The organism is Gardnerella sp. c11Ua_71 (genome assembly GCF_055818025.1).
In genome coordinates, this window is sequence record NZ_JARFVR010000005.1 from 84,587 (window position 1) to 102,913 (window position 18,327).

An 18,327-nucleotide genomic window follows, 5' to 3' on the forward strand; every position below is an offset into this window, starting at 1 on the left:
GGTACGCTCGATAAGCAGGAGTTTGCGATTATTTATCGCGGCTCCTGCTTTTTGTTTCTTTTTGCCCGCGTTTGTTTCTATTTTGCTAAAAAGGGAACAAATGCGGGAATCTAGTTGGGTGCGATTGTCTTGTAGCGCGGCATTTGATGTGGCACTGGTGTGGTGTTGGTTTGACGTTGTGTTGGTGTCGGCGTGTTGCGTGTGTGTGTTGTGTGGAATGTTGATTTTTCAATGGTTTTATAGTGTTAGTGTTCTTGCTTGAGTAGTTTCCTGAGAAAAGTCTGGGAAAATTCTTTAAAAACCTTGAAACAATGTGTTTTTACGGTTTTATTAGTGTTAATCCACAAATATTATGGTGAAAATAGTTTTTATTGTGGATTAGTTTGTGTGTAACATTATTTTTTTCTGTTTGTTTTGTGTGGTTGCCTCTTGACTTTTTTAAACGGGGGGGGGGTATGTTAATAAGCAAACGCCAGCTGCTCCTAGTTTTGGCTGGTGTTTAAACCATTATTCACGTGTTGTGGATTGTGGAGCAAATTTTTCTCTGCGCCCCTAACGCAGAGGAGAAGAAGAAAGGAAATTAAAATGATGAATAAGAAGGCTATCGCCGCTTTCGCTGCTGGCGCTACTTTGCTTGCCGGCTTCGCAATGGCAACCCCAGCAATGGCTGAGTCTCTAATACCAATGTATAACCAGAATAATGGTTTTGCTGAGGTTTCTGATGGTACTGATGCTTCTGTTCTTAAGGCTACTATCGAGCAGGATAAGCAGGAAATCAAAGCTGCTGAGGACTGGAATGATAAGGTAAGCTCTGCTTACGCTAATGCTAACACTAATACAGCAACAGTTACTGTTGATGGTGTTGTTCCTGCAGATTCAAGCCAAGCAACTCATGTTCTTGTTCTTGGCAAAGATGGTAAGTTGAACCAATTAGTTAAGGCAGGCGCAGTTACCGAGGCTCAAGTTGCTGCTCTTGTGGCTGCTGCTAATAAGGCTGAAGCTGCTGTTGATGCTGCTAAGAAGAAGCTTGCTGATGATGAAGCTGCTTTAGCTAAGCTTGAGAGCAAGAAAGTAACTCCTAAGAAGGATGATAAGGATACTCCATCCAAGCCTGAAACAAAGCCTGTTGTTCCTGGTGTTCATGTGAAGACTGCTGATAAGGCTGCTGCTAAGGGTGAGCTTGCTGCTAAGGGTGCTAAGGGTCATGGTAAGTCTGGCGAGAAGCTTGGTAATGCTGGTGTTGGTGTTGCTTTGACTGCTTTGGCTGCTTCTATGCTTGCTGGTATGGGTGCTGCTGTTCGCAAGATGCGTCACTAAGTTAAAAGGCTTGCGTTGAGCGTGTGATACGCGTGTTGTTTTGCTTCACGCGTATCACAAGCTTTCAAATAGTGGCTTGGGTTTTCGTGTGGTTTGCCGAAAATTTCCTTTTCTTACCATGTGGAGTTTGGGTTGCTGTTTGATTGTGCTTGATGCTTGTTGCTGGTTGGTTGTTTCCTGCTAGGGACGGGATTCTTCCTTCTGGTTTTAAGGGTTTGTTAGATTACTTCTAACAAACCCTTTTTGTGTTTTACTCACTTTGCGACAATTAGCCATTGTGCTATGTCTATTACGCGGATTCCTTCAACGTCGTAAGAATCGTGGCGAGTGTTTGCAAGCAGAATTTTAGGATAAGCGTCTTTTATTGCTTTTAGTGGCGAAAGTTCGCGCTCCAACGTTGCGTCGTCACTAATATTGTCTGAAACCTGAATATAAAGCTTTTTGCTCGCCTTTACTGCCACAAAATCTACTTCTTTTTGGTAAAGTTTGCCAACATAAATTGTGTATCCTCTTCGCATAAGCTCAAGTGCTACAATATTTTCGTACGCTCCTCCGTAATCCATGTTGCGAGTTCCCAAAATTGCGTATCGAAGTGCAGTATCTGCTAAATAGTATTTTTCGTTTGTTTCTAAGTATTTTTTACCGCGAATATCGTAGCGTTTTACTTTATAAAACATGAATGCATTGCATAAATATTTTAGATAATTGCCAACAGTTATGTGAGTTGTTTCAATCTGATTCTGCTTAAGTATTGAGCTTACATTGTTTGCGGTTGTGAGATTTGCAATATTATCCATTAAAAATTCGCATATTGAGTCAAGAAGTGACACTTCCGATATTGCGTATTTGTCTACTAAATCGCGTTTAACAAGAGTTGTATACACGTTTTTTATGTACGCTTTTGCATCGTCTTGGTTGGCGTAAACATATGAGCCTGCGAGTCCGCCCTGTTGTAAATACTTTTGCAGAGCATCGTTAAAGTTGCTTGTTATTTCAAAGTATTCGCAATATTCTGCAAAACTAAACGGAAATACTGGTATTTCAACAAATCTCCCACTAAACAGTGTTGCAAGATCCGAGCTAAGTAAGAATGCGTTGGATCCCGTTAAGTAAATATCGTATTTATTGCTATTGTGAAGGCTATTAATTGCAAGCTCAAATTTTGGGCACAATTGCACTTCGTCAATCATAAGAACGTTGTAAGCGCCTGGTATATAACGGCTTTCAACGTATTCAAAAAGGCTTTTGTAATTTTTCAGATTTTCATAATTTAGGTTATTAAAGTCAATGTTGATTATGTTAAGTTCGTGGTTGTTTGAGTTATCTTGTTGCTGTAGTGCGTTTGGGAGTTGCGCATGCTTTGCTGACGCGTAAAGTTTGCTACTTTGATTGCTGTAGGTGTTTTCTAAATATGTGCGGTAAGCACGCAGCAACTCAGATTTTCCGCTGCGTCGAATGCCAGTGATGATTTTTATATCTGGTGTGCCTTTAAGTCGCTTTAGGCGATTTAGATAATCTGTTCTCTCGATTAGTTTCATTTCAATCGCCTTTCGCCTTCAGAATCGTAGTATTTTTCACTTTTGAAAGTAGATTCGTGTTTTTACTTTCAAAACTTTAATTTTATTTCACTTTTGAAAGTATTATATCATTTTCACTTTCAAAACTGTAATATTTTTTCACTTTTGAAAGTGGTGTTTGGTATAGCGCACAACTTGAACTTCTAAAAATACAAAGTTTGAGTTATCAATAACCTAAACTTACGAAAAATAAAAGTTTAGGTTATGAATAACTTAAACTTGTAAAAGGTGGATTTTGTTGCGACTTCTGCTTGCGAAAAGCTTTATATTCAAGTAACTGAAAGCATGATGGATGAGTCTGTGCGCGAGCGAGAGTTAAAGCCGCTTCGTAAGATTCAGAATAATTACGAGAAACTGGTTATTACTTTTAGTAAGGCTTTAGATGATGACTACGATGGCATTCGCGTTGAAAACATTGTTGATTGGTTGCTTAAGTAGGAGATAGTGCTTAAGGTTTCGTAGTTTTAAGGGCTTTCGCTCGCATTCGCTTGTTTGCGTTCGCGCGTGAAGGCCCTTCTCTTTTGCACTTTTCGATTGCGTTCTTAAGCTTTTATGAATATAATCTCACTTCGCAAAATTAAAAAATTTTCAAATTTGCGAAATGAGATTTGCTCAGCATTAAAGCGTGTAAATCATGTTACGCCGAAACGAGTGGCGTGATGTTGCCGATGCTGGATTCATCAAATCGCAAAATGTCGTAGTCTCGTTGAAGGTTGAGCCAAAAGTCTGGGGTTGTTCTAAAAGCTTTAGATAGCTTGTATGCCATTGTTACACTGATTGAGCGTTTGCCGTTTAAAATTTCTCCAATAGCTGTTTGCGATGTGCCGATAGTGTGAGCAAGCTTGTATGAGCTTATTTTAAGAGGTTCCATAAATTCTTCGCGCAAGATTTCGCCTGGAGTGCTCAAATAGTTATCTGTGGTAGTCGTCGAAGTAGACATCGTAAGCTTCTTTCGTATTATCGTTCCATTTGAAAATTAGTCTGTATTGTTTATTTACTCTGATGCTCCAGTATCCAAGTAGATTGCCTTTGAGTGGTTCAAGCTGATTTCCTGGCGGTGCTTTAAGATCTTGCAAATCGTATGCAGCTTTTAGTATTTGCAACTTTCTTTTTAGGATTTTTTCTAATCCAGTGGGATAACCTTTTGGGTACGAGCCGCCGTATAGGTAATCATTAAGTTCCTTTTCTCTGGTTTCCATAAAACTATGGTAATGTATTGCGTTACTAACGTCAAGCGTTACTGTTGCTTGACTAGTGGACGGTGATGTTGCCTATGCTGTCAATATTTCTATAGCGCTGTTTTCCCAAAATGTAGGTATAGATGAGTATTTTTTGCATGCTATGCCTTCATTTTGGCAAAATGTCGGTATAGAATATATTTTTACATTAGCTATGCAATCATTTTGTGATAAATGCGTTATTTGCGTATAGGTAAAGATATCGCAAGCAAGATATCGCAAGCAAAATATTGCAAGACATTACTGCAAAATCCTCAATAATGTAAACGCAATAACGTAAATGGAGTCGCATTATGGATTACAAAACAATACGCACAATAGTTGCAATGTCTAAAAGTAATGCAAAACCTTGTGATATTGCGGAAGAAGAATATCGATTGCGCATTGATAATCCTGCAACCTATCGTTCTGGAATCATATTTGATGCGCATGAGATTTTTGCAATGTGTGTAACGGATCTTGTAACGTGCATGAATTATATTGCGAATACTGAAAAAGCGGTTGAAAAAGCGTGGAACGAGTTGTCGCGGTTTGCTCAGCGCGAGTATTTAATGCAACTTATTGCAAAAGAAGTGCAAAATACCAACATTATTGAAGGTGTTCACAGCACTAGAAAAGAGCTTTCCAAAGCACTTGATGCCGCAAACGAGCAGAATAAGCATACTCGTTTTAGTGAATTTACTAAGCTTTTTCTCGAGCTTGCGGATTCAAGTGAATGTGACACTTCGATTCCACAAACCTTGCAAGATATACGAAAAATCTACGACAGTATTATGCAGGGCGAATTAGAAGCAAATAATATTCCAGATGGTGAGATTTTTAGGAGTGGAAAAGTAAGTATTCGTGATGGTGCAAATAATGTAGTGCACGATGGCGATGCAACGGAAGCGGAAATTCAAAAGCATATAACTGAGTTATTGCATTTGATGAATAGTGCCGAAGTTCCAACGCTTATCAAGGCGTGCATGTGCCACTATGCTTTTGAGAGCGTGCATCCATTTTATGATGGAAACGGCAGAACTGGGCGGTTTTTGCTTGCTTTGCAATTGCATGAGCAGCTTTCAATGCCAACGGTTTTGAGCTTAAGCTCCATAATTTACGCAGAAAAATCTGGATACTATGCTGCTTTTTCTAAATCACAAGAACTGTTTAATTGCAATGATTTAACTATGTTTTGTTGCACAATATTGGAATATATTAAAAAAGCACAGAGCGAAGTGTTTGAAAATATTAGTGTGCAATTAAAGCACATTATTTACTGTATGGGTAAGCTGCGTGAGCTTTTCCCAGAGGAAGAAATTTCTAAAGTGCAGCGTGAAGCTCTGTCTATTTTGTTGCAAAATAAGCTTTTTTCGTATAATCCAACTCCAATGACTCGCAAGCAACTAAGCGAATACGTTGGTAATGCAATTGATGAGAAGATTGGTGAGAGAAAGATTGTGAGCGCGCTTAACGGTTTGATTGAGCTTGAAATGGTTGATTCTATTGGCGAACGCCCTCTTCGGTATGAGCTTTCTAAAAAAGCGAATGAAATGTTTGCGTGAGGCAAGCGATGTTTGTTTCATTTCGCAAAATTAAAAAATTTTCAAATTTGCGAAATTAGATTTGCTCTGTTTTGCGAAATTAGATTTGCTTGGCATTAAAGCGCGTAAATCATGTTACGCTGAAACGATTGGCGTGATGTTACCCATGCTGGATTCGTCAAATCGCAGAATATCGTAGTCGCGTTGAAGGTTGAGCCAAAAGTCTGGGATTGTTCTAAAAGCTTTATATAGCTTGTATGCCATTGCTACACTGATTGCGCGTTTGCGTGAGCACGCATTAATAAACTGATATTATTTTTGACTACATTTTTGTTGTTTACATTCTTTTTTGTTTGATTATTAGATGTATGAGAAGGCAAATTAATCAATTAACCCTAATTTTGGTCTGGGAAGATACAATAGCAATTTTCCATTGTATAACACAAAAAGTTGGGTTGATAGCTATAGAGTATAATCAACCCAACTTTTATTCTATACGCTTAATTAGTGTATATTGAGTTTATAATAAACTATTCCAATCCAACTTCTTCTGCCGTAGCATAAGATAACTGTGTACCTCGTTTGGTTACAGCATCTCCAGCATATATGTTGGCTGCTTTTATAGATGCTTCTATGTCATGGGTCTTTACCCATGTATGGCTGAAACATCCAATGAACGCATCGCCAGCGCCAGTTGTGTCAACTGCATTTTGCGCGGATTGTGCATCAGCTTTAAACATCTTTTCGCCTTCGCTATTTACCAATAGGGCTCCTTTGCTTCCTAATGTAACAATTACATTAGGAATGCCAGATTGTAATAGCATTCTAGCTGCATTAGTGATATCTTCACTAGTGTCAACAGGCATTCCAGTAAGGAGAGAAAGCTCGCTTTCGTTAGGCACAATAAATTCGCAATTGCGAATATTCTCTAGTGATAAAGCTGGATCTGCTGGAGCTGGATTCAGCAGGACTGGTACACCCAATTCCGCACCCATTTTTATTGTTGCATATACAGTTTCTAGAGGAATCTCTAACTGTAGAACTATCAGTTTGCATTTTGAGATTTCACTGCGAGCTTTTTCCACATCATTTGGCTTAAGTTTTGCGTTTGCTCCTTTGACAATAATTATTGAGTTTCGCGATTGTGGATCTACAAAGATTGGGGCTACTCCAGATGTAGCGTCTGTTCTCATTACGAATTTAGAGTCAATACCATTTTTCTCAAAATTGTTAATTGTGTTTTCCGCGAAAACATCGTTACCAACCCTTGTTACCATCAATACTTTTGAGCCCATTCTAGATGCTGCTACAGCTTGATTAGCACCTTTTCCTCCACAACCCATGTGAAAGTCTGGGGCTTCTACTGTTTCTCCATCTGTTGGCATACGGTTTATGTAAGAAATCAAATCAACCATATTTGATCCAACTACTGCAATTTCCATTGTTACTTCTCCTTAATTCCAGTATGAACAGTGAATTTCTTTGTTTCGCCAGGATTTAATTGAATCAATGTGCCAGCTTTCCTAGCAGCTTCGCGCCCTTCTGGCCTAGATGTTCCAGGCAGAGCAAAAGCTGCAACTTTTTGATCTGCATTGTAAAGAATCCATCTGGTCACAACAGGGAATTCTTGCGTGGAGAATTGTGTTTCGAATGTAGTACCGTCTGGAGCAACCATATCAATAATTGCATTGTCCGTAATTTTGTTTACTCCATCCGCAAAGTAGACAATTTCTGGATCAAATTCTTCTGCTCCTACTAATGAATTAGCATCTTTTTTACCACTTAGTATGTCTTCATTAAGTTGTGTCCATCTTGGAGTTGGCTTTACGTGAGCAGGAATAGATGTTCGTAACTTGAATGTGTCATTGCCAAAGTTTTGTGTTATTTTAGCGTCCTTTACAAATGCATAGTTCATGTGGCACATGTACTGTAGTGGCATTGACGCATATAGCGACTTATTGGTTACTTCTAAATGAATATCAAACATTGAAGAACCTTCGTGTAAAGTTACTGAAGGTTTTGCAACATAGTGATCACCAAAGCCCTGTAAGTATTCGTAGGAAGATTCAATTGTTATAGATGTCTCGGTAACAATTAATTTTGCATTATCCATATGCGAGCATGGGAATTCACCGTGTAAAGGATGCGTATCTTCCGGAGAAGGGCACCCTGCAGCTAAAAGTCCAGAATGGAATGCAAAGCACCCGTATGTGTTAACAATTTGGTTTGCTGGTTTAGGTTTTGAGAACATGTTATCCATTCTCAAACTTTTACCATCAAAATTTGCATCCCAAATAATCTGTCCCATGAATGGAAGCACTTCAACATATCCTCTAGAATTATGTATTGTCAAGGATGCAATACCTTGAGGATATTGTTTTGTGGTAACAGACCATTCATTATTGTGTAATATTTCTTTTACTGATTCAGTGAATTGTGATTCGAAAAGATTAATATTAAATTCTGACATGACATTCAGCTTTCTTTTTTAGATTTTTTGTAGGTTAAGTAGAAATAGATGAATACCGCTGCAAAGCAGACTAAATCAACTATGAATGAGATTTGCATAGAGCCAGTGTGATCAGATACAAGTCCTTGTATTGCGGGAACAATTGCTCCACCGATTATTGACATAACAATTACCGCGCCGCCAGTCTCTGTGAAACGTTTGTCTTCTATGGAATCCAGAGTACGCGAGTAAATAGTTGCCCAACATGGTCCAAATAGTGCTGATACTAACACTGCTGCATATACGGCAGTCATATTTGGAACAAGTATTACATACACTAATGCAATAAATCCGCATGCTGAGTATCCAATAAGCACAAGATCTTGATTTATCTTCGTCATAAGTAAGTTTGCAATAAACTTTCCTGCGAAGAATCCAATGAATGAAAAGATCATGAAGTTTGCTGCGGTGCGTTCATTTAAACCATGATTTATATTGAGAGCAAGTCTAATAGTGAACGACCAAACAGCCGTCTGCATTCCTACATACAAGAATTGTGTTAGAATGCCGATTCTAAACCTAGAATTTTTTATTAGATAGCGTAGTGTTTCCACTATTGATGCATTATCTTTTGCATCCTCATCAGTGTGTGTAGGTTTGCAAGATGGGAATTGTGTTATAGCAATAATAATTAGCATTACTAACAGGATTAAAATGATAACCCTATATGGATGTAGAGTCCTTTGTAACATTTCCCTGGCAAACTTTTGGCTCTCTGCCACACTCATTTTTGCCATTTGATTATGTAAAGATTCACCTTCTGTGAAGATTAAATACTTTCCTAGCAGAATACCAGCGATAGACCCTAGAGGGTAGAAAGTTTGAGAAATGTTTAATCTCAAAGTGGAAAGTCGTTTTTCTCCAATCATCGATGAATATGTGTTGCATGATGTCTCTAAGAATGACAAACCTACTGCTATTGCAAATAAAGACACTAAGAACACAGAATATGTTGCCATAGTGGATGCCGGGAAGAACAATGAGCATCCAATTATGTATACGGTAAGACCTATCAGTATGCCAACCTTGTAGCTAGAATGCCGAATTACTCTAGACGCAGGTATAGCGATTAAGAAATACCCCCCGTAGAATGCTGATTGTACAAATGCTGATGCAAAATCGGACAGTGAAAACACCGACTTAAATTGAGTGATTAATACATCATTAAGACTTGCTGCGATTCCCCACATTGGGAAGCATATCGATAATAGCATGTATTGAAAAATAGGAGTTTTATTTAGATATCCATCTTTTAGTTGTATGGTTTTATCTTTTATAATTCCCCAAGTTTTATTAGTAGCAAATGTTTCTTCATTTGCTAAATCTGACTGCTGTGTAATCATGATTCTTCTCCTGAGAGAAGTTTCACTCCAGCAGAGGCTCCGATCCTGTTGGCGCCAGCTTCAATCATTTCGTTCATCTCTTCTGATGTATGAATTCCCCCAGCAGCTTTAACGCCCATATCTGGTCCAACAGTTTTTCGCATAAGTTTAACAGCGTGTACTGTCGCTCCTCCAGTAGAGAAGCCTGTTGAAGTTTTAACAAAATCAGCGCCAGCTTCTTGTGCGCATTTGCTGGCCTTTACTATTTCTTCATCTGTTAATAGACACACTTCAAGGATGACTTTAACAATAGCTTGGCGATTTGCACCTTCTACAACTGCCTCAATGTCCTTGGTTACATATCCCCAGTCGCCTTCTTTCGCGGCTCCTATATTAATAACCATGTCGATTTCATTTGCACCTTCTTTGATTGCAAGTTCTGTTTCAAACTTTTTGACTTCTGTACAATGCGTTCCAGAAGGGAATCCAATTACAGTGCAAACTTTCACGTCACTATCTTTAAGGAGCTCTGAAGCTAGTTTAACTCTGCATGGGCTTATGCATACTGAGCAGAATCCATACTTTTTAGCTTCGTTGCAGATTTTTATGACCTGTTCTGTTGTTGCATCGGGAGCTAACAATGTGTGATCTATGTATTTAGCTTTTTCTTCCATTTTGTCTCCTTTGACTTTAGAGAAACTACCTCAGTTTCTCTAGGCATAGAGTGTAGTAGTTCAGGAGACGTATTTGAACAAAATTTCAGAACATATGTGCAATTTTTAAGAATTGTTACTCTTTTTACATATCGACGCTAGTTTGTGCGCAGTTGGTACATCTATAACCAATCGATTTGCATATTTATAAGTCAATGCAACATAAATGGAGTCTAATTTTTCATTTCCGCCTGCTATTAAAATGCGTTGTTCTTTGTGCCGTAATTCTGGCAAAGAAATCGTAAGAGTCCGAGCATTTAAATCTGGTAAGCAAACCCTACCATTTCTATCTACGAAATGTGAACAAATATCGCCGACAGAATTTTCAGTTAATTCTTTTTTCTCATTGTTTGTTATGAGTGGAGAAGACATAAGAGGCGATGTAGATTCATTTGAACCAACACTATAGACGACAATTCTTGCTTTTTCTGCATGAGAAATCACATTCCTTATGCCAGTTTGACGTTCTACAGCCTGTTTAGCTTCAACAGATTCAAAAATAATTGGATAAGCAATTGTATGTATAGTGGCATTTAAAGCGATATGGAATGCTTTTAATGCGTTCATCATAGAAAAATCCATAGAAGGCAAAGACATGTCTCCGCGCAATTGAACAACATGTATGTTATTAAAATGCATCTCTGGCATTTGTGAAGCAACATAATCGATTGTCCTTGACCAAGATATTCCAATTGTATCTCCATCTCTCAGAAGGCTAGCTATGAGTTGTGAACCAGCTTTTCCTAATGATTTATGTAGATTTGTATCGCGTCCTCTTATAGGAGAGACAAGTCTAACTTCATCAAGTTGAAAATATTTTTTTAATGTTTCTATAAGATGTATGTCTTTCTCTCTTGGATCTTCTACTGTAATTTTTACGAATCCACGTTTTTTAGCATGAGATAATAATTTTGACACGTTCGGCCTTGAAACATGTAAAACTTCGCTCACTTCAGCTTGAGATAATCCATTGTAATAAAGCTTTGCAACGTCTAAAGCTTGATGATCTTTGTGGGTCATGCCTAATTGATCTGTTTTCATCATTTTCCCATTCACGCATGATAATCATCTTTAGCTGCATAAGTTAGTAGACTAATTTTCGATTTTCATATACGACTGAATAATATGGGATAATTATATGTACAATTTAATAATAAATTAAGTGCTAAATACAAAAAGTAAGTTTATTTTTATATTATGAATACCGTTGTAATGTATTTTTAGCTAATAAAGTCATTGTCGGCATATTAATCTTTTTGCAATAATACAAAAGCTTTACCGGCATGTTGCAAGCATGTTGGTTGTTGTAGTAAGTCTTGTTTATGCGATGATAATATATTTGATTTTTTCCCTGAAGAGTCTTAATGATTTGCAATTACTATATCGAATGTCAATATTGTTTTTAATTTTTCTTATTCGACAGAATTCAATAAGTTGATTAATTTTTAGACAAATTCTACCAAGGTAAAGTACATAAATATTATATTTATATATTTTGTAAATATTTTTCGTTGGCAATATGCTGATGTGAAAATATTAAAGATAATTGCGATCTGGCATGCATATAAGTGAGGATTTGTGATTTATGCTGACTTTACCATCAATCTTAATATAGTTGTTGATACAGTATTTTTCCCAAGATGTCGGTATAGATGAGTATTTTTTGTACGCTATGCCTTTATTTTGCCAAAATGTAGGTATAGAACATGGCTTTCTGTAAACTATGACGACATTTTGCTATTTTGTGGCTTTTGGGGGATATTGTTGTGGTTTTTGATGATTGATAGAGTGTTTGATATTGGGAGTGAGGCAAGCGATGTTTAGGAACGTAATGGCGATTGAGCGCGCGCTTGGAACGGGGATTATTATCTCTAGCAGCAAGCCGATTCCACAGCGCGTGCAGAAGCGGATTCGCGCTTTTGTTGACGAGTACGAATCGGTGCTTTCGCGCTTTCGCGCGGATTCGCTTGTTTCGCGCATGGCTTGTGCGGATGATGGCGGCGATTTTGAGTTTCCAACGTGGGCGCAGCCGCTTTTTACGCTTTATAGTGAGTTTTACGCTGCTACGCACGGTGCTTTCGACGCGTGTATTGGTGCAGATTTGCTTGCGCTTGGCTACGATAATTCCGTGCAATTCGTTCCGCAATCAGCAGTTAGTGCAGGTAAGAATGAGAATAGTAGCAGTGACAGTTGGTCTAACTACCGCCGCGCTTTGCCAGTTACGTGGGGGAATATTTCGCGAGATTGCGGCAGCGCAACGCTTCGCACCAATCAGCCAGTGCAGCTTGATTTTGGTGCAGCTGGAAAGGGCTATTTTGTAGATCTTGTAACACAGATTATTAAAGAGGAGCTTAGTGGCGATTCGCCTTCGAATAGCGATTCTCGTACCGATTTTGATTTTTTGGTTAACGCTGGCGGAGATATGCGCGCTTGTTTTAGCGAAGAGAATAATCAAATAAAAGTTGCTCTGGAAAATCCTTTTGACACAACTCAAGCAGTTGCAGTAGCATCAATCGCAAGCGGAGCGTTGTGTGCGTCGTCTAATGCGAGAAAGTGTTGGAAAGTAAAAGATGCAAGTTACTTAGGCAAAGATGCAAGTGGCTTTGAGTCTAATTTAATTGCAACTCACTTGATTAATGCGCTTGATGGCATCCCTGCTTGCGATTTATGCGCAAGCTGGGTTTATATTCCTGCTAAAACTTGCGATTTCCCAACTGCTTACGCTGATGCGCTCGCAACTGCGTTGTTTGTATCGCAAGAAAACGATTTGCAAAAAATCGTGCAAACCACCAGTGCTGAGTTTGCTGTAATGCTGCCTAATAAAACGCTTCGCAAAACGCGTGCATTCCCAGCGCGCTTTTTTCGGAGTGATGCTGAGTAATGCTGAATAATTCCAACTAATGCCCAATAATGACTATGCGAGCTAGCTTGCTTGCAAGAATCGAAGCTAGACGCAAACAATACGGTAGCGTTGCAATCAGCTTCCACTTTCAAATGTGCATAGTAAAATTGTAAAATAAATTTTACTGTAAAGTAAAAAATTGCAGATAAGGAGATTGTGTGTAATGTCTTATAAAACAGTTGATTCTTTAATGCGACATCTTAGAGATAGCGGCTTAATTATTTCTGGTAGTGTACAAAAAAGACAACTAATAAGTACTGGATATTTGGGTTATAGGCCAAAAGACCTATAACCCAAATTTTTTACTTGGCACTGTTAACTCAACCTTAAGCCCACCATGTTTGCTTCTGCTTATATCAACCGTTCCGTTATGAGAGCTAATAATCTGTTGAACAATTAGCAGACCCAAACCATGCCGTTGCTCTACAGTACTTGTATCGCAAATCATATAGTGCGGTGCATGATTAAGCTTTTCGATTTTTTCATCTGAAGCACCTATGCCATTATCCTCAACGCAAATAATACAATTGTTATTATTTGCAGCAACGGATACATAAATCGTACACCCATTTTCATTATGAGATATGCTGTTCTGAATAAGATTAGATATTGCTCGTTTTAATAAATCTTTGTCTACATTAATATTGCAAACAGTCAATTTAGCATCTGTTTCCCACTTAATCGAAAACTCATCTTGCACACCCATATTCATAAAATCCACAACAACTTGCCTAACAACAGCAACAATATTTTCTTCTTTTTTCATAATGGGTTGCATATTATATTCAAGTTTTGAAGCCAAATTAAGGTCATTAATCAAATTCTTCATTCTTGCACTTTGCTTAATAATCATCGTCGCTTTTTTACGATCTTCTTGCGAAATATGGAGAGAATTTTCTAACTGTCCCGCATATCCCATAACCATAGATAACGGAGTACGAATATCATGCGAAACTCCAGCTATCCAATTCGCTCTTGCAGTCTCCTTTTTTCTCAATTGTTCTTTTTGTATTTGCAAAATATCGGAAGCAGAATTTATGTTAGATGAAATTTCTGAAAGCGCTCCTGTTTCTGGAATATGCACGCTTTCTCCACTAGATAAACGTTGTATCCCTTTTGTAATCGGATTAATTGATTTTAGTAGTTTTATATTAGCTATTAAATAAATTCCAAGAATAAGCAAAATGTTGATGAAGAATACGCTTAAAACAATCTGTGGAAAATTTGAGATTAAACTGTAGTTCCAACTTGGTTGCGTATGTTTCCAAAAGCTTTTGTGCGGAAATCCGACTACGACAACTCCATTCTTATTATCACCAGTGTAAGTTGGATAACCATCAATGTAGCCAACGCTCAAATTAGCTACATCAGACAAAGTATAATCGTTTGGAATAGTTGCAGGAACGTCTTTTGTTTTCCATACGACTCTTAACGTATTATTATCAATCAAAATTGCCCATGCGCCAGAATTTGTCAATTTGGAAGACATATTTTTTGATAATACATAATCCCCACTTGCGGATAATTGTAATGCTTCTCCCGTCTCTTTTGCTATGTTATAGGGAGACATCTCTTTATCGGGTGCGTAACTCCCTATAAGTACAACAAACGCAATAATATTCATTAATACTATGAGCACAGTGCTTAGTAGAAAAATACTTATAAAGCGTTGTATTAGTTTTGGTATGCTTTTCATTCTGCTTTACTCCACAATCAGCTTGTATCCTAAACCTTTTACTGTTACCAATGAAACAGGCTGCGATGGATTGAGTTCTATTTTTTCTCTTATACGACGTATATGTGCCATTAAAGAATTTTCATATCCAAAAGGATTATCACCCCATGCAGCTTCACATAACGCGTCAATTGTTACGATACGTCCCGCATTTCTATATAAAGCAGAAAGCAAATCGTGTTCTTTGGCTGTAAGTGGAATATGTTCGTTATTTTTTATTACTTCTGCAGAAGAAAAATCAATCTGACTATTTTTCAGTTTAACAATGGGATTTTCGCTCTTGTAGCTTCGTCTTAAAATTGCCATAATGCGAAACGTTAGCTCTTTTGGAAGAAACGGCTTTACAATATAATCGTCTGCTCCTAAGTCAAATCCCTTAAACTTATCTTCATCTTCACCGCAAGCAGTAAGGAATAAAATAGGACAATCACTATATTGTTTTATCTGCTTCATTAGTTCAAACCCATTACCGTCGGGGAGCATAACATCAAGGATTGCTAATTCTGGACGTAATTTTTGTGTTGCTTCTACGGCATCTTTTATACTTTTTGCAGTCGTTATATTATAAAAACCGTATTCGTTTAATATGGACACAACCATATCTAGAAGTTCCTGCTCATCGTCAACAAGCAGCAGATGCTTGTTCAATAAATAATCATTCAGATTCATGGAGAACCCCCTAACATATATTATGCCATGTGAATATTCATTTTTTGATCTCGCATAAAAATGTAAGGTAGATGTAAGGTGAAGAGAATGTTGTAGAAAGGTTGACGCAATATCATAAATCCTGAAAGGAGATATTGCCATGAACAATATTGTTACAACAGAACATTTAACAAAAAAATATAAGTCATTTATTGCTGTTAATGATGTTTCACTTCATATTCGCAAAGGTAGCATTTACGGCTTTCTTGGGCCAAATGGAGCTGGAAAATCTACAACAATGAAAATGCTCTTAGGGCTTACGGCTCCAACAAAAGGTGTGTTTACAATCGACGGAAAGCAGTTTCCTGCCGACCGCATACCTATTTTGAAAGAAATAGGCTCGTTTATTGAATCGCCATCTTTCTATGCAAATCTAACAGGTAGAGAAAATCTTGACATTATACGTCGCATTTTAGCATTGCCTAAGAGTGCAGTTGATGACGCATTAGAATTAGTGGGTCTTTCTGAGTTTGGAGACCGTCTTGCAAAAAAATATTCGCTTGGCATGAAGCAAAGGCTTGGTCTTGCTGGAGCATTGCTTGGTAGACCACCTATTTTGATTTTAGATGAGCCAACAAATGGACTAGATCCATCTGGCATACATGAAATCCGAAATCTGATTAAGTCGTTGCCAGATCTTTACGATTGCACGATTCTTATTTCTTCTCATATGCTATCCGAAATTGAGCTTATTGCAGATGATATTGGAATACTTAATCACGGACACTTGTTATTTGAAGGTAGTTTAGATGAACTACGACAGCATGCTTTACAATCTGGTTTTGCTTCCGACAATTTGGAAGATATGTTCCTATCCATGATTGATGAAGACAATAAGATCAGGAAGCAGAGTGCAAGACTATGAAAACGCTTGTAATCGAACTAAAAAAATGCAAGAGAACTGGTTTTATAGCTCTTATGATTGCTATTGGCATTATGGGAGCAGCGTACGCTTTTGTGAATTTCATTGTACGAAAAAGTACATTATTAAACCTGCCTTTAGCTCCTATGGATATTCTTCTTACACAGCTTTACGGCATGATTATGGTGTTAAACATGTTCGGCATAATAGTCGCCGCATGCATTATCTACAACATGGAATTTAAGGGAAATGCAGTAAAAAAGATGCATATGCTTCCTATGAGTGTTCCTGCTATGTACCTATGCAAATTTATTCTGCTGACTGTTCTATTACTAATCGCTATTTGCATACAAAATTTAGCACTTGCAAAAATCGGTGTAACAGATTTGCCACAAGGCACGTTTAATGTAAGTACTCTTATATCTTTTGCTGCATATTCATTTATTACATCAATGCCCGTATTGTCCTTTATGATTTTTGTATCATCACGATTTGAAAACATGTGGGTGACGCTTGGAATTGGTGTAGCAGGATTTTTAAGCGGCATGGCATTGGCTTCGTCAGACATCGTGCTTTTTATGGCATCACCTTTTATCGTTATGCTAAAACCAGCAGTTGCCATGAGCGCGCAACCTAATACTACGGTCGTAATCGTATCAATAGTTGAAACACTTCTGTTTTTATGTTCTGGATTGTGGGCAGCTAAGAAGCTGCACTACGAATAAGGAGATTATGAAAATGAGATTTTTTGAACTTCTTAAAATTGAATTTACGAAAGTAAAGCGGAGTAAAATTGTTCCTTTGATTTTTATTGCACCGCTAATTGTGGTTGGATCTGGTGTAGCAAGTCTGCATAGATACTTCACTCCAGAATATACACACGCATGGGCTGCTATGTTTATTCAAAGCGCATTAGTCTATTCATACTATTTGCTTCCTCTTAGTATGATTGTTATTTGCGTGATGATTGCCGGACGAGAAACGAGCAATAACGGAATACTAAAAATGCTGGCACTGCCTGTTAGTCGATACGCGATTTCTGCTGCAAAATTTTGCGTACTGTTATTTTATTTGCTTATGGAAATGGTCGTATTTTTTGCTGTATTCGTTATAGCAGGATTGTTTGCAACCAGTAGCACAGGAGTTACAGAAACGCTCCCAATTATGTATCTACTAAAATGGTGTTTAGATCTGTTTTTGACTATGATTCCAAGCGTAATAGTCATGTGGGCGATTACTGTTCTTTTTGAAAAGTCAATGTTATCCGTTGGATTAAATATACTTCTTGTGATTCCTGGCGTATTAATAGCAAATACTCCACTTTGGGTAGTTTATCCTTATTGTTACAGCGGATATATGGTTTCCCGCTCTCTACATGCAGTTACATCAACAGGATTAGGAAACGGATTTAATCTTATACCATTTTTGCCATGTGCAATTGCAATATCTGTGTTTGTATTTTTGATTGCAATAACACAATTTGGCAAAAAAGAGATGAGATAATAAGGGGTACTAAATAACAATGCAGTGAAATAACAAATGCAGATGTGACTTGCAAAATCGCGTATAAGTTTTTAGCTATACACAAAACGCGTAAAACGTTCAAAACGTTCAAAACGCAGTATGGAAACAAATAGAACAAAAACAAAAAGCTTTCGGTTTTGAATGCCCCTAGTAGCAAACAAAACCGAAAGCAACACACTCAACACTCACCCCCCCCACGCACAACAAACGCCAACACAAAGACGATTCCGGGGTTATAGTCCAAAAGGGGTTATTTCCCGAGATAAAATCTCGTTGCAAGCAATACGGTAGCGTTGCTGCTGATTGTGCGCGTTTACAGTAGAATATTAAAGAACGCTTATTTAATTAGCTTATATATTGCGCATGCGCTTGCACGAATTGCACGAATAGGGAGCAG

At 37.9% G+C, this 18,327-nt stretch carries 18 protein-coding genes; 7 read left to right on the top strand and 11 right to left on the bottom strand.

Features of this window, described 5'->3' with window-relative positions:
- The first annotated feature begins 585 nt into the window (after nt 1–585).
- Entirely contained in the window at nt 586–1,317 is a 732-nt protein-coding gene (locus tag P0106_RS05175) for a hypothetical protein (RefSeq protein ID WP_473730529.1), read from the top strand.
- Nucleotides 1,318–1,571: 254 nt separating this feature from the next.
- On the opposite strand, the gene P0106_RS05180 is transcribed toward P0106_RS05175, so the two are convergent.
- Nucleotides 1,572–2,855, bottom strand: coding sequence for an ATP-binding protein (locus P0106_RS05180; RefSeq protein WP_473730530.1), 1,284 nt, complete (start codon nt 2,853–2,855; stop codon nt 1,572–1,574).
- Between the two features lie 267 nt (nt 2,856–3,122).
- Here P0106_RS05180 and P0106_RS05185 point away from each other — a divergent pair, with 267 nt between their 5' ends.
- The gene (locus P0106_RS05185) at nt 3,123–3,332 is read left to right on the top strand and encodes a hypothetical protein (RefSeq protein WP_257994362.1); all 210 of its coding nucleotides are present in this window, start codon (nt 3,123–3,125) and stop codon (nt 3,330–3,332) included.
- 199 nt (nt 3,333–3,531) lie between these two features.
- On the opposite strand, the gene P0106_RS05190 is transcribed toward P0106_RS05185, so the two are convergent.
- Together P0106_RS05190 and P0106_RS05195 are read right to left on the bottom strand one after the other, a co-directional pair.
- Nucleotides 3,532–3,834, bottom strand: a complete 303-nt coding sequence (locus P0106_RS05190; RefSeq protein ID WP_004116234.1) for a HigA family addiction module antitoxin — start codon at nt 3,832–3,834, stop codon at nt 3,532–3,534.
- Nucleotides 3,806–4,093, bottom strand: a complete 288-nt coding sequence (locus P0106_RS05195) for a type II toxin-antitoxin system RelE/ParE family toxin (RefSeq protein ID WP_004116232.1) — start codon at nt 4,091–4,093, stop codon at nt 3,806–3,808. Before P0106_RS05195 ends, P0106_RS05190 begins: the two co-directional genes overlap by 29 nt.
- A gap of 332 nt (nt 4,094–4,425) precedes the next feature.
- Here P0106_RS05195 and P0106_RS05200 point away from each other — a divergent pair, with 332 nt between their 5' ends.
- Nucleotides 4,426–5,676: a Fic family protein gene (locus tag P0106_RS05200; protein WP_102720843.1), complete on the top strand. Its 1,251-nt coding sequence runs from the start codon at nt 4,426–4,428 to the stop codon at nt 5,674–5,676.
- Nucleotides 5,677–5,790: 114 nt separating this feature from the next.
- On the opposite strand, the gene P0106_RS05205 is transcribed toward P0106_RS05200, so the two are convergent.
- The 6 genes from P0106_RS05205 to P0106_RS05230 all read right to left on the bottom strand — a co-directional run bounded on the left by P0106_RS05205 (nt 5,791) and on the right by P0106_RS05230 (nt 11,243).
- Nucleotides 5,791–5,919 (bottom strand): helix-turn-helix domain-containing protein, encoded by a 129-nt coding sequence (locus tag P0106_RS05205; protein ID WP_004138655.1) that lies wholly within the window; start codon nt 5,917–5,919, stop codon nt 5,791–5,793.
- Between the two features lie 266 nt (nt 5,920–6,185).
- A complete protein-coding gene (gene rbsK, locus P0106_RS05210) occupies nt 6,186–7,097 on the bottom strand; it encodes a ribokinase (protein ID WP_004573673.1) in 912 nt (303 codons plus the stop codon).
- A 2-nt stretch (nt 7,098–7,099) separates the two neighbouring features.
- Nucleotides 7,100–8,125: an aldose 1-epimerase family protein gene (locus P0106_RS05215; RefSeq protein WP_004116228.1), complete on the bottom strand. Its 1,026-nt coding sequence runs from the start codon at nt 8,123–8,125 to the stop codon at nt 7,100–7,102.
- A gap of 5 nt (nt 8,126–8,130) precedes the next feature.
- Nucleotides 8,131–9,507, bottom strand: a complete 1,377-nt coding sequence (gene fucP / locus P0106_RS05220) for an L-fucose:H+ symporter permease (protein WP_004573674.1) — start codon at nt 9,505–9,507, stop codon at nt 8,131–8,133.
- On the bottom strand, nt 9,504–10,160 hold the full coding sequence (gene deoC / locus P0106_RS05225) for a deoxyribose-phosphate aldolase (RefSeq protein ID WP_004138569.1): 657 nt from the start codon (nt 10,158–10,160) through the stop codon (nt 9,504–9,506). Before deoC ends, fucP begins: the two co-directional genes overlap by 4 nt.
- A 105-nt stretch (nt 10,161–10,265) precedes the next feature.
- Nucleotides 10,266–11,243 carry a sugar-binding transcriptional regulator gene (locus tag P0106_RS05230; protein ID WP_225622744.1) on the bottom strand — a complete coding sequence of 326 codons (978 nt, stop codon included), beginning with the start codon at nt 11,241–11,243 and terminating at the stop codon, nt 10,266–10,268.
- Nucleotides 11,244–12,030: 787 nt separating this feature from the next.
- Between P0106_RS05230 and P0106_RS05235 the strand changes: the two genes are divergently transcribed.
- Nucleotides 12,031–13,080: an FAD:protein FMN transferase gene (locus P0106_RS05235; protein ID WP_162861395.1), complete on the top strand. Its 1,050-nt coding sequence runs from the start codon at nt 12,031–12,033 to the stop codon at nt 13,078–13,080.
- Between the two features lie 307 nt (nt 13,081–13,387).
- On the opposite strand, the gene P0106_RS05240 is transcribed toward P0106_RS05235, so the two are convergent.
- Together P0106_RS05240 and P0106_RS05245 are read right to left on the bottom strand one after the other, a co-directional pair.
- Nucleotides 13,388–14,797, bottom strand: a complete 1,410-nt coding sequence (locus tag P0106_RS05240; protein ID WP_032840656.1) for a sensor histidine kinase — start codon at nt 14,795–14,797, stop codon at nt 13,388–13,390.
- 6 nt (nt 14,798–14,803) lie between these two features.
- Nucleotides 14,804–15,505, bottom strand: a complete 702-nt coding sequence (locus P0106_RS05245) for a response regulator transcription factor (protein ID WP_004114219.1) — start codon at nt 15,503–15,505, stop codon at nt 14,804–14,806.
- A 139-nt stretch (nt 15,506–15,644) separates the two neighbouring features.
- On the opposite strand from P0106_RS05245, the gene P0106_RS05250 reads away from it, so the two are divergent.
- The 3 genes from P0106_RS05250 to P0106_RS05260 are packed head-to-tail and all read left to right on the top strand — an operon-like array spanning nt 15,645 to nt 17,909.
- Nucleotides 15,645–16,409, top strand: a complete 765-nt coding sequence (locus tag P0106_RS05250; RefSeq protein WP_004138603.1) for an ABC transporter ATP-binding protein — start codon at nt 15,645–15,647, stop codon at nt 16,407–16,409.
- Nucleotides 16,406–17,131, top strand: coding sequence for an ABC transporter permease (locus P0106_RS05255; RefSeq protein ID WP_102720841.1), 726 nt, complete (start codon nt 16,406–16,408; stop codon nt 17,129–17,131). The genes P0106_RS05250 and P0106_RS05255 overlap by 4 nt, the downstream gene beginning before the upstream one ends.
- A gap of 13 nt (nt 17,132–17,144) precedes the next feature.
- Nucleotides 17,145–17,909, top strand: coding sequence for an ABC transporter permease (locus P0106_RS05260; RefSeq protein WP_180979808.1), 765 nt, complete (start codon nt 17,145–17,147; stop codon nt 17,907–17,909).
- Nucleotides 17,910–18,327 lie beyond the last annotated feature (418 nt).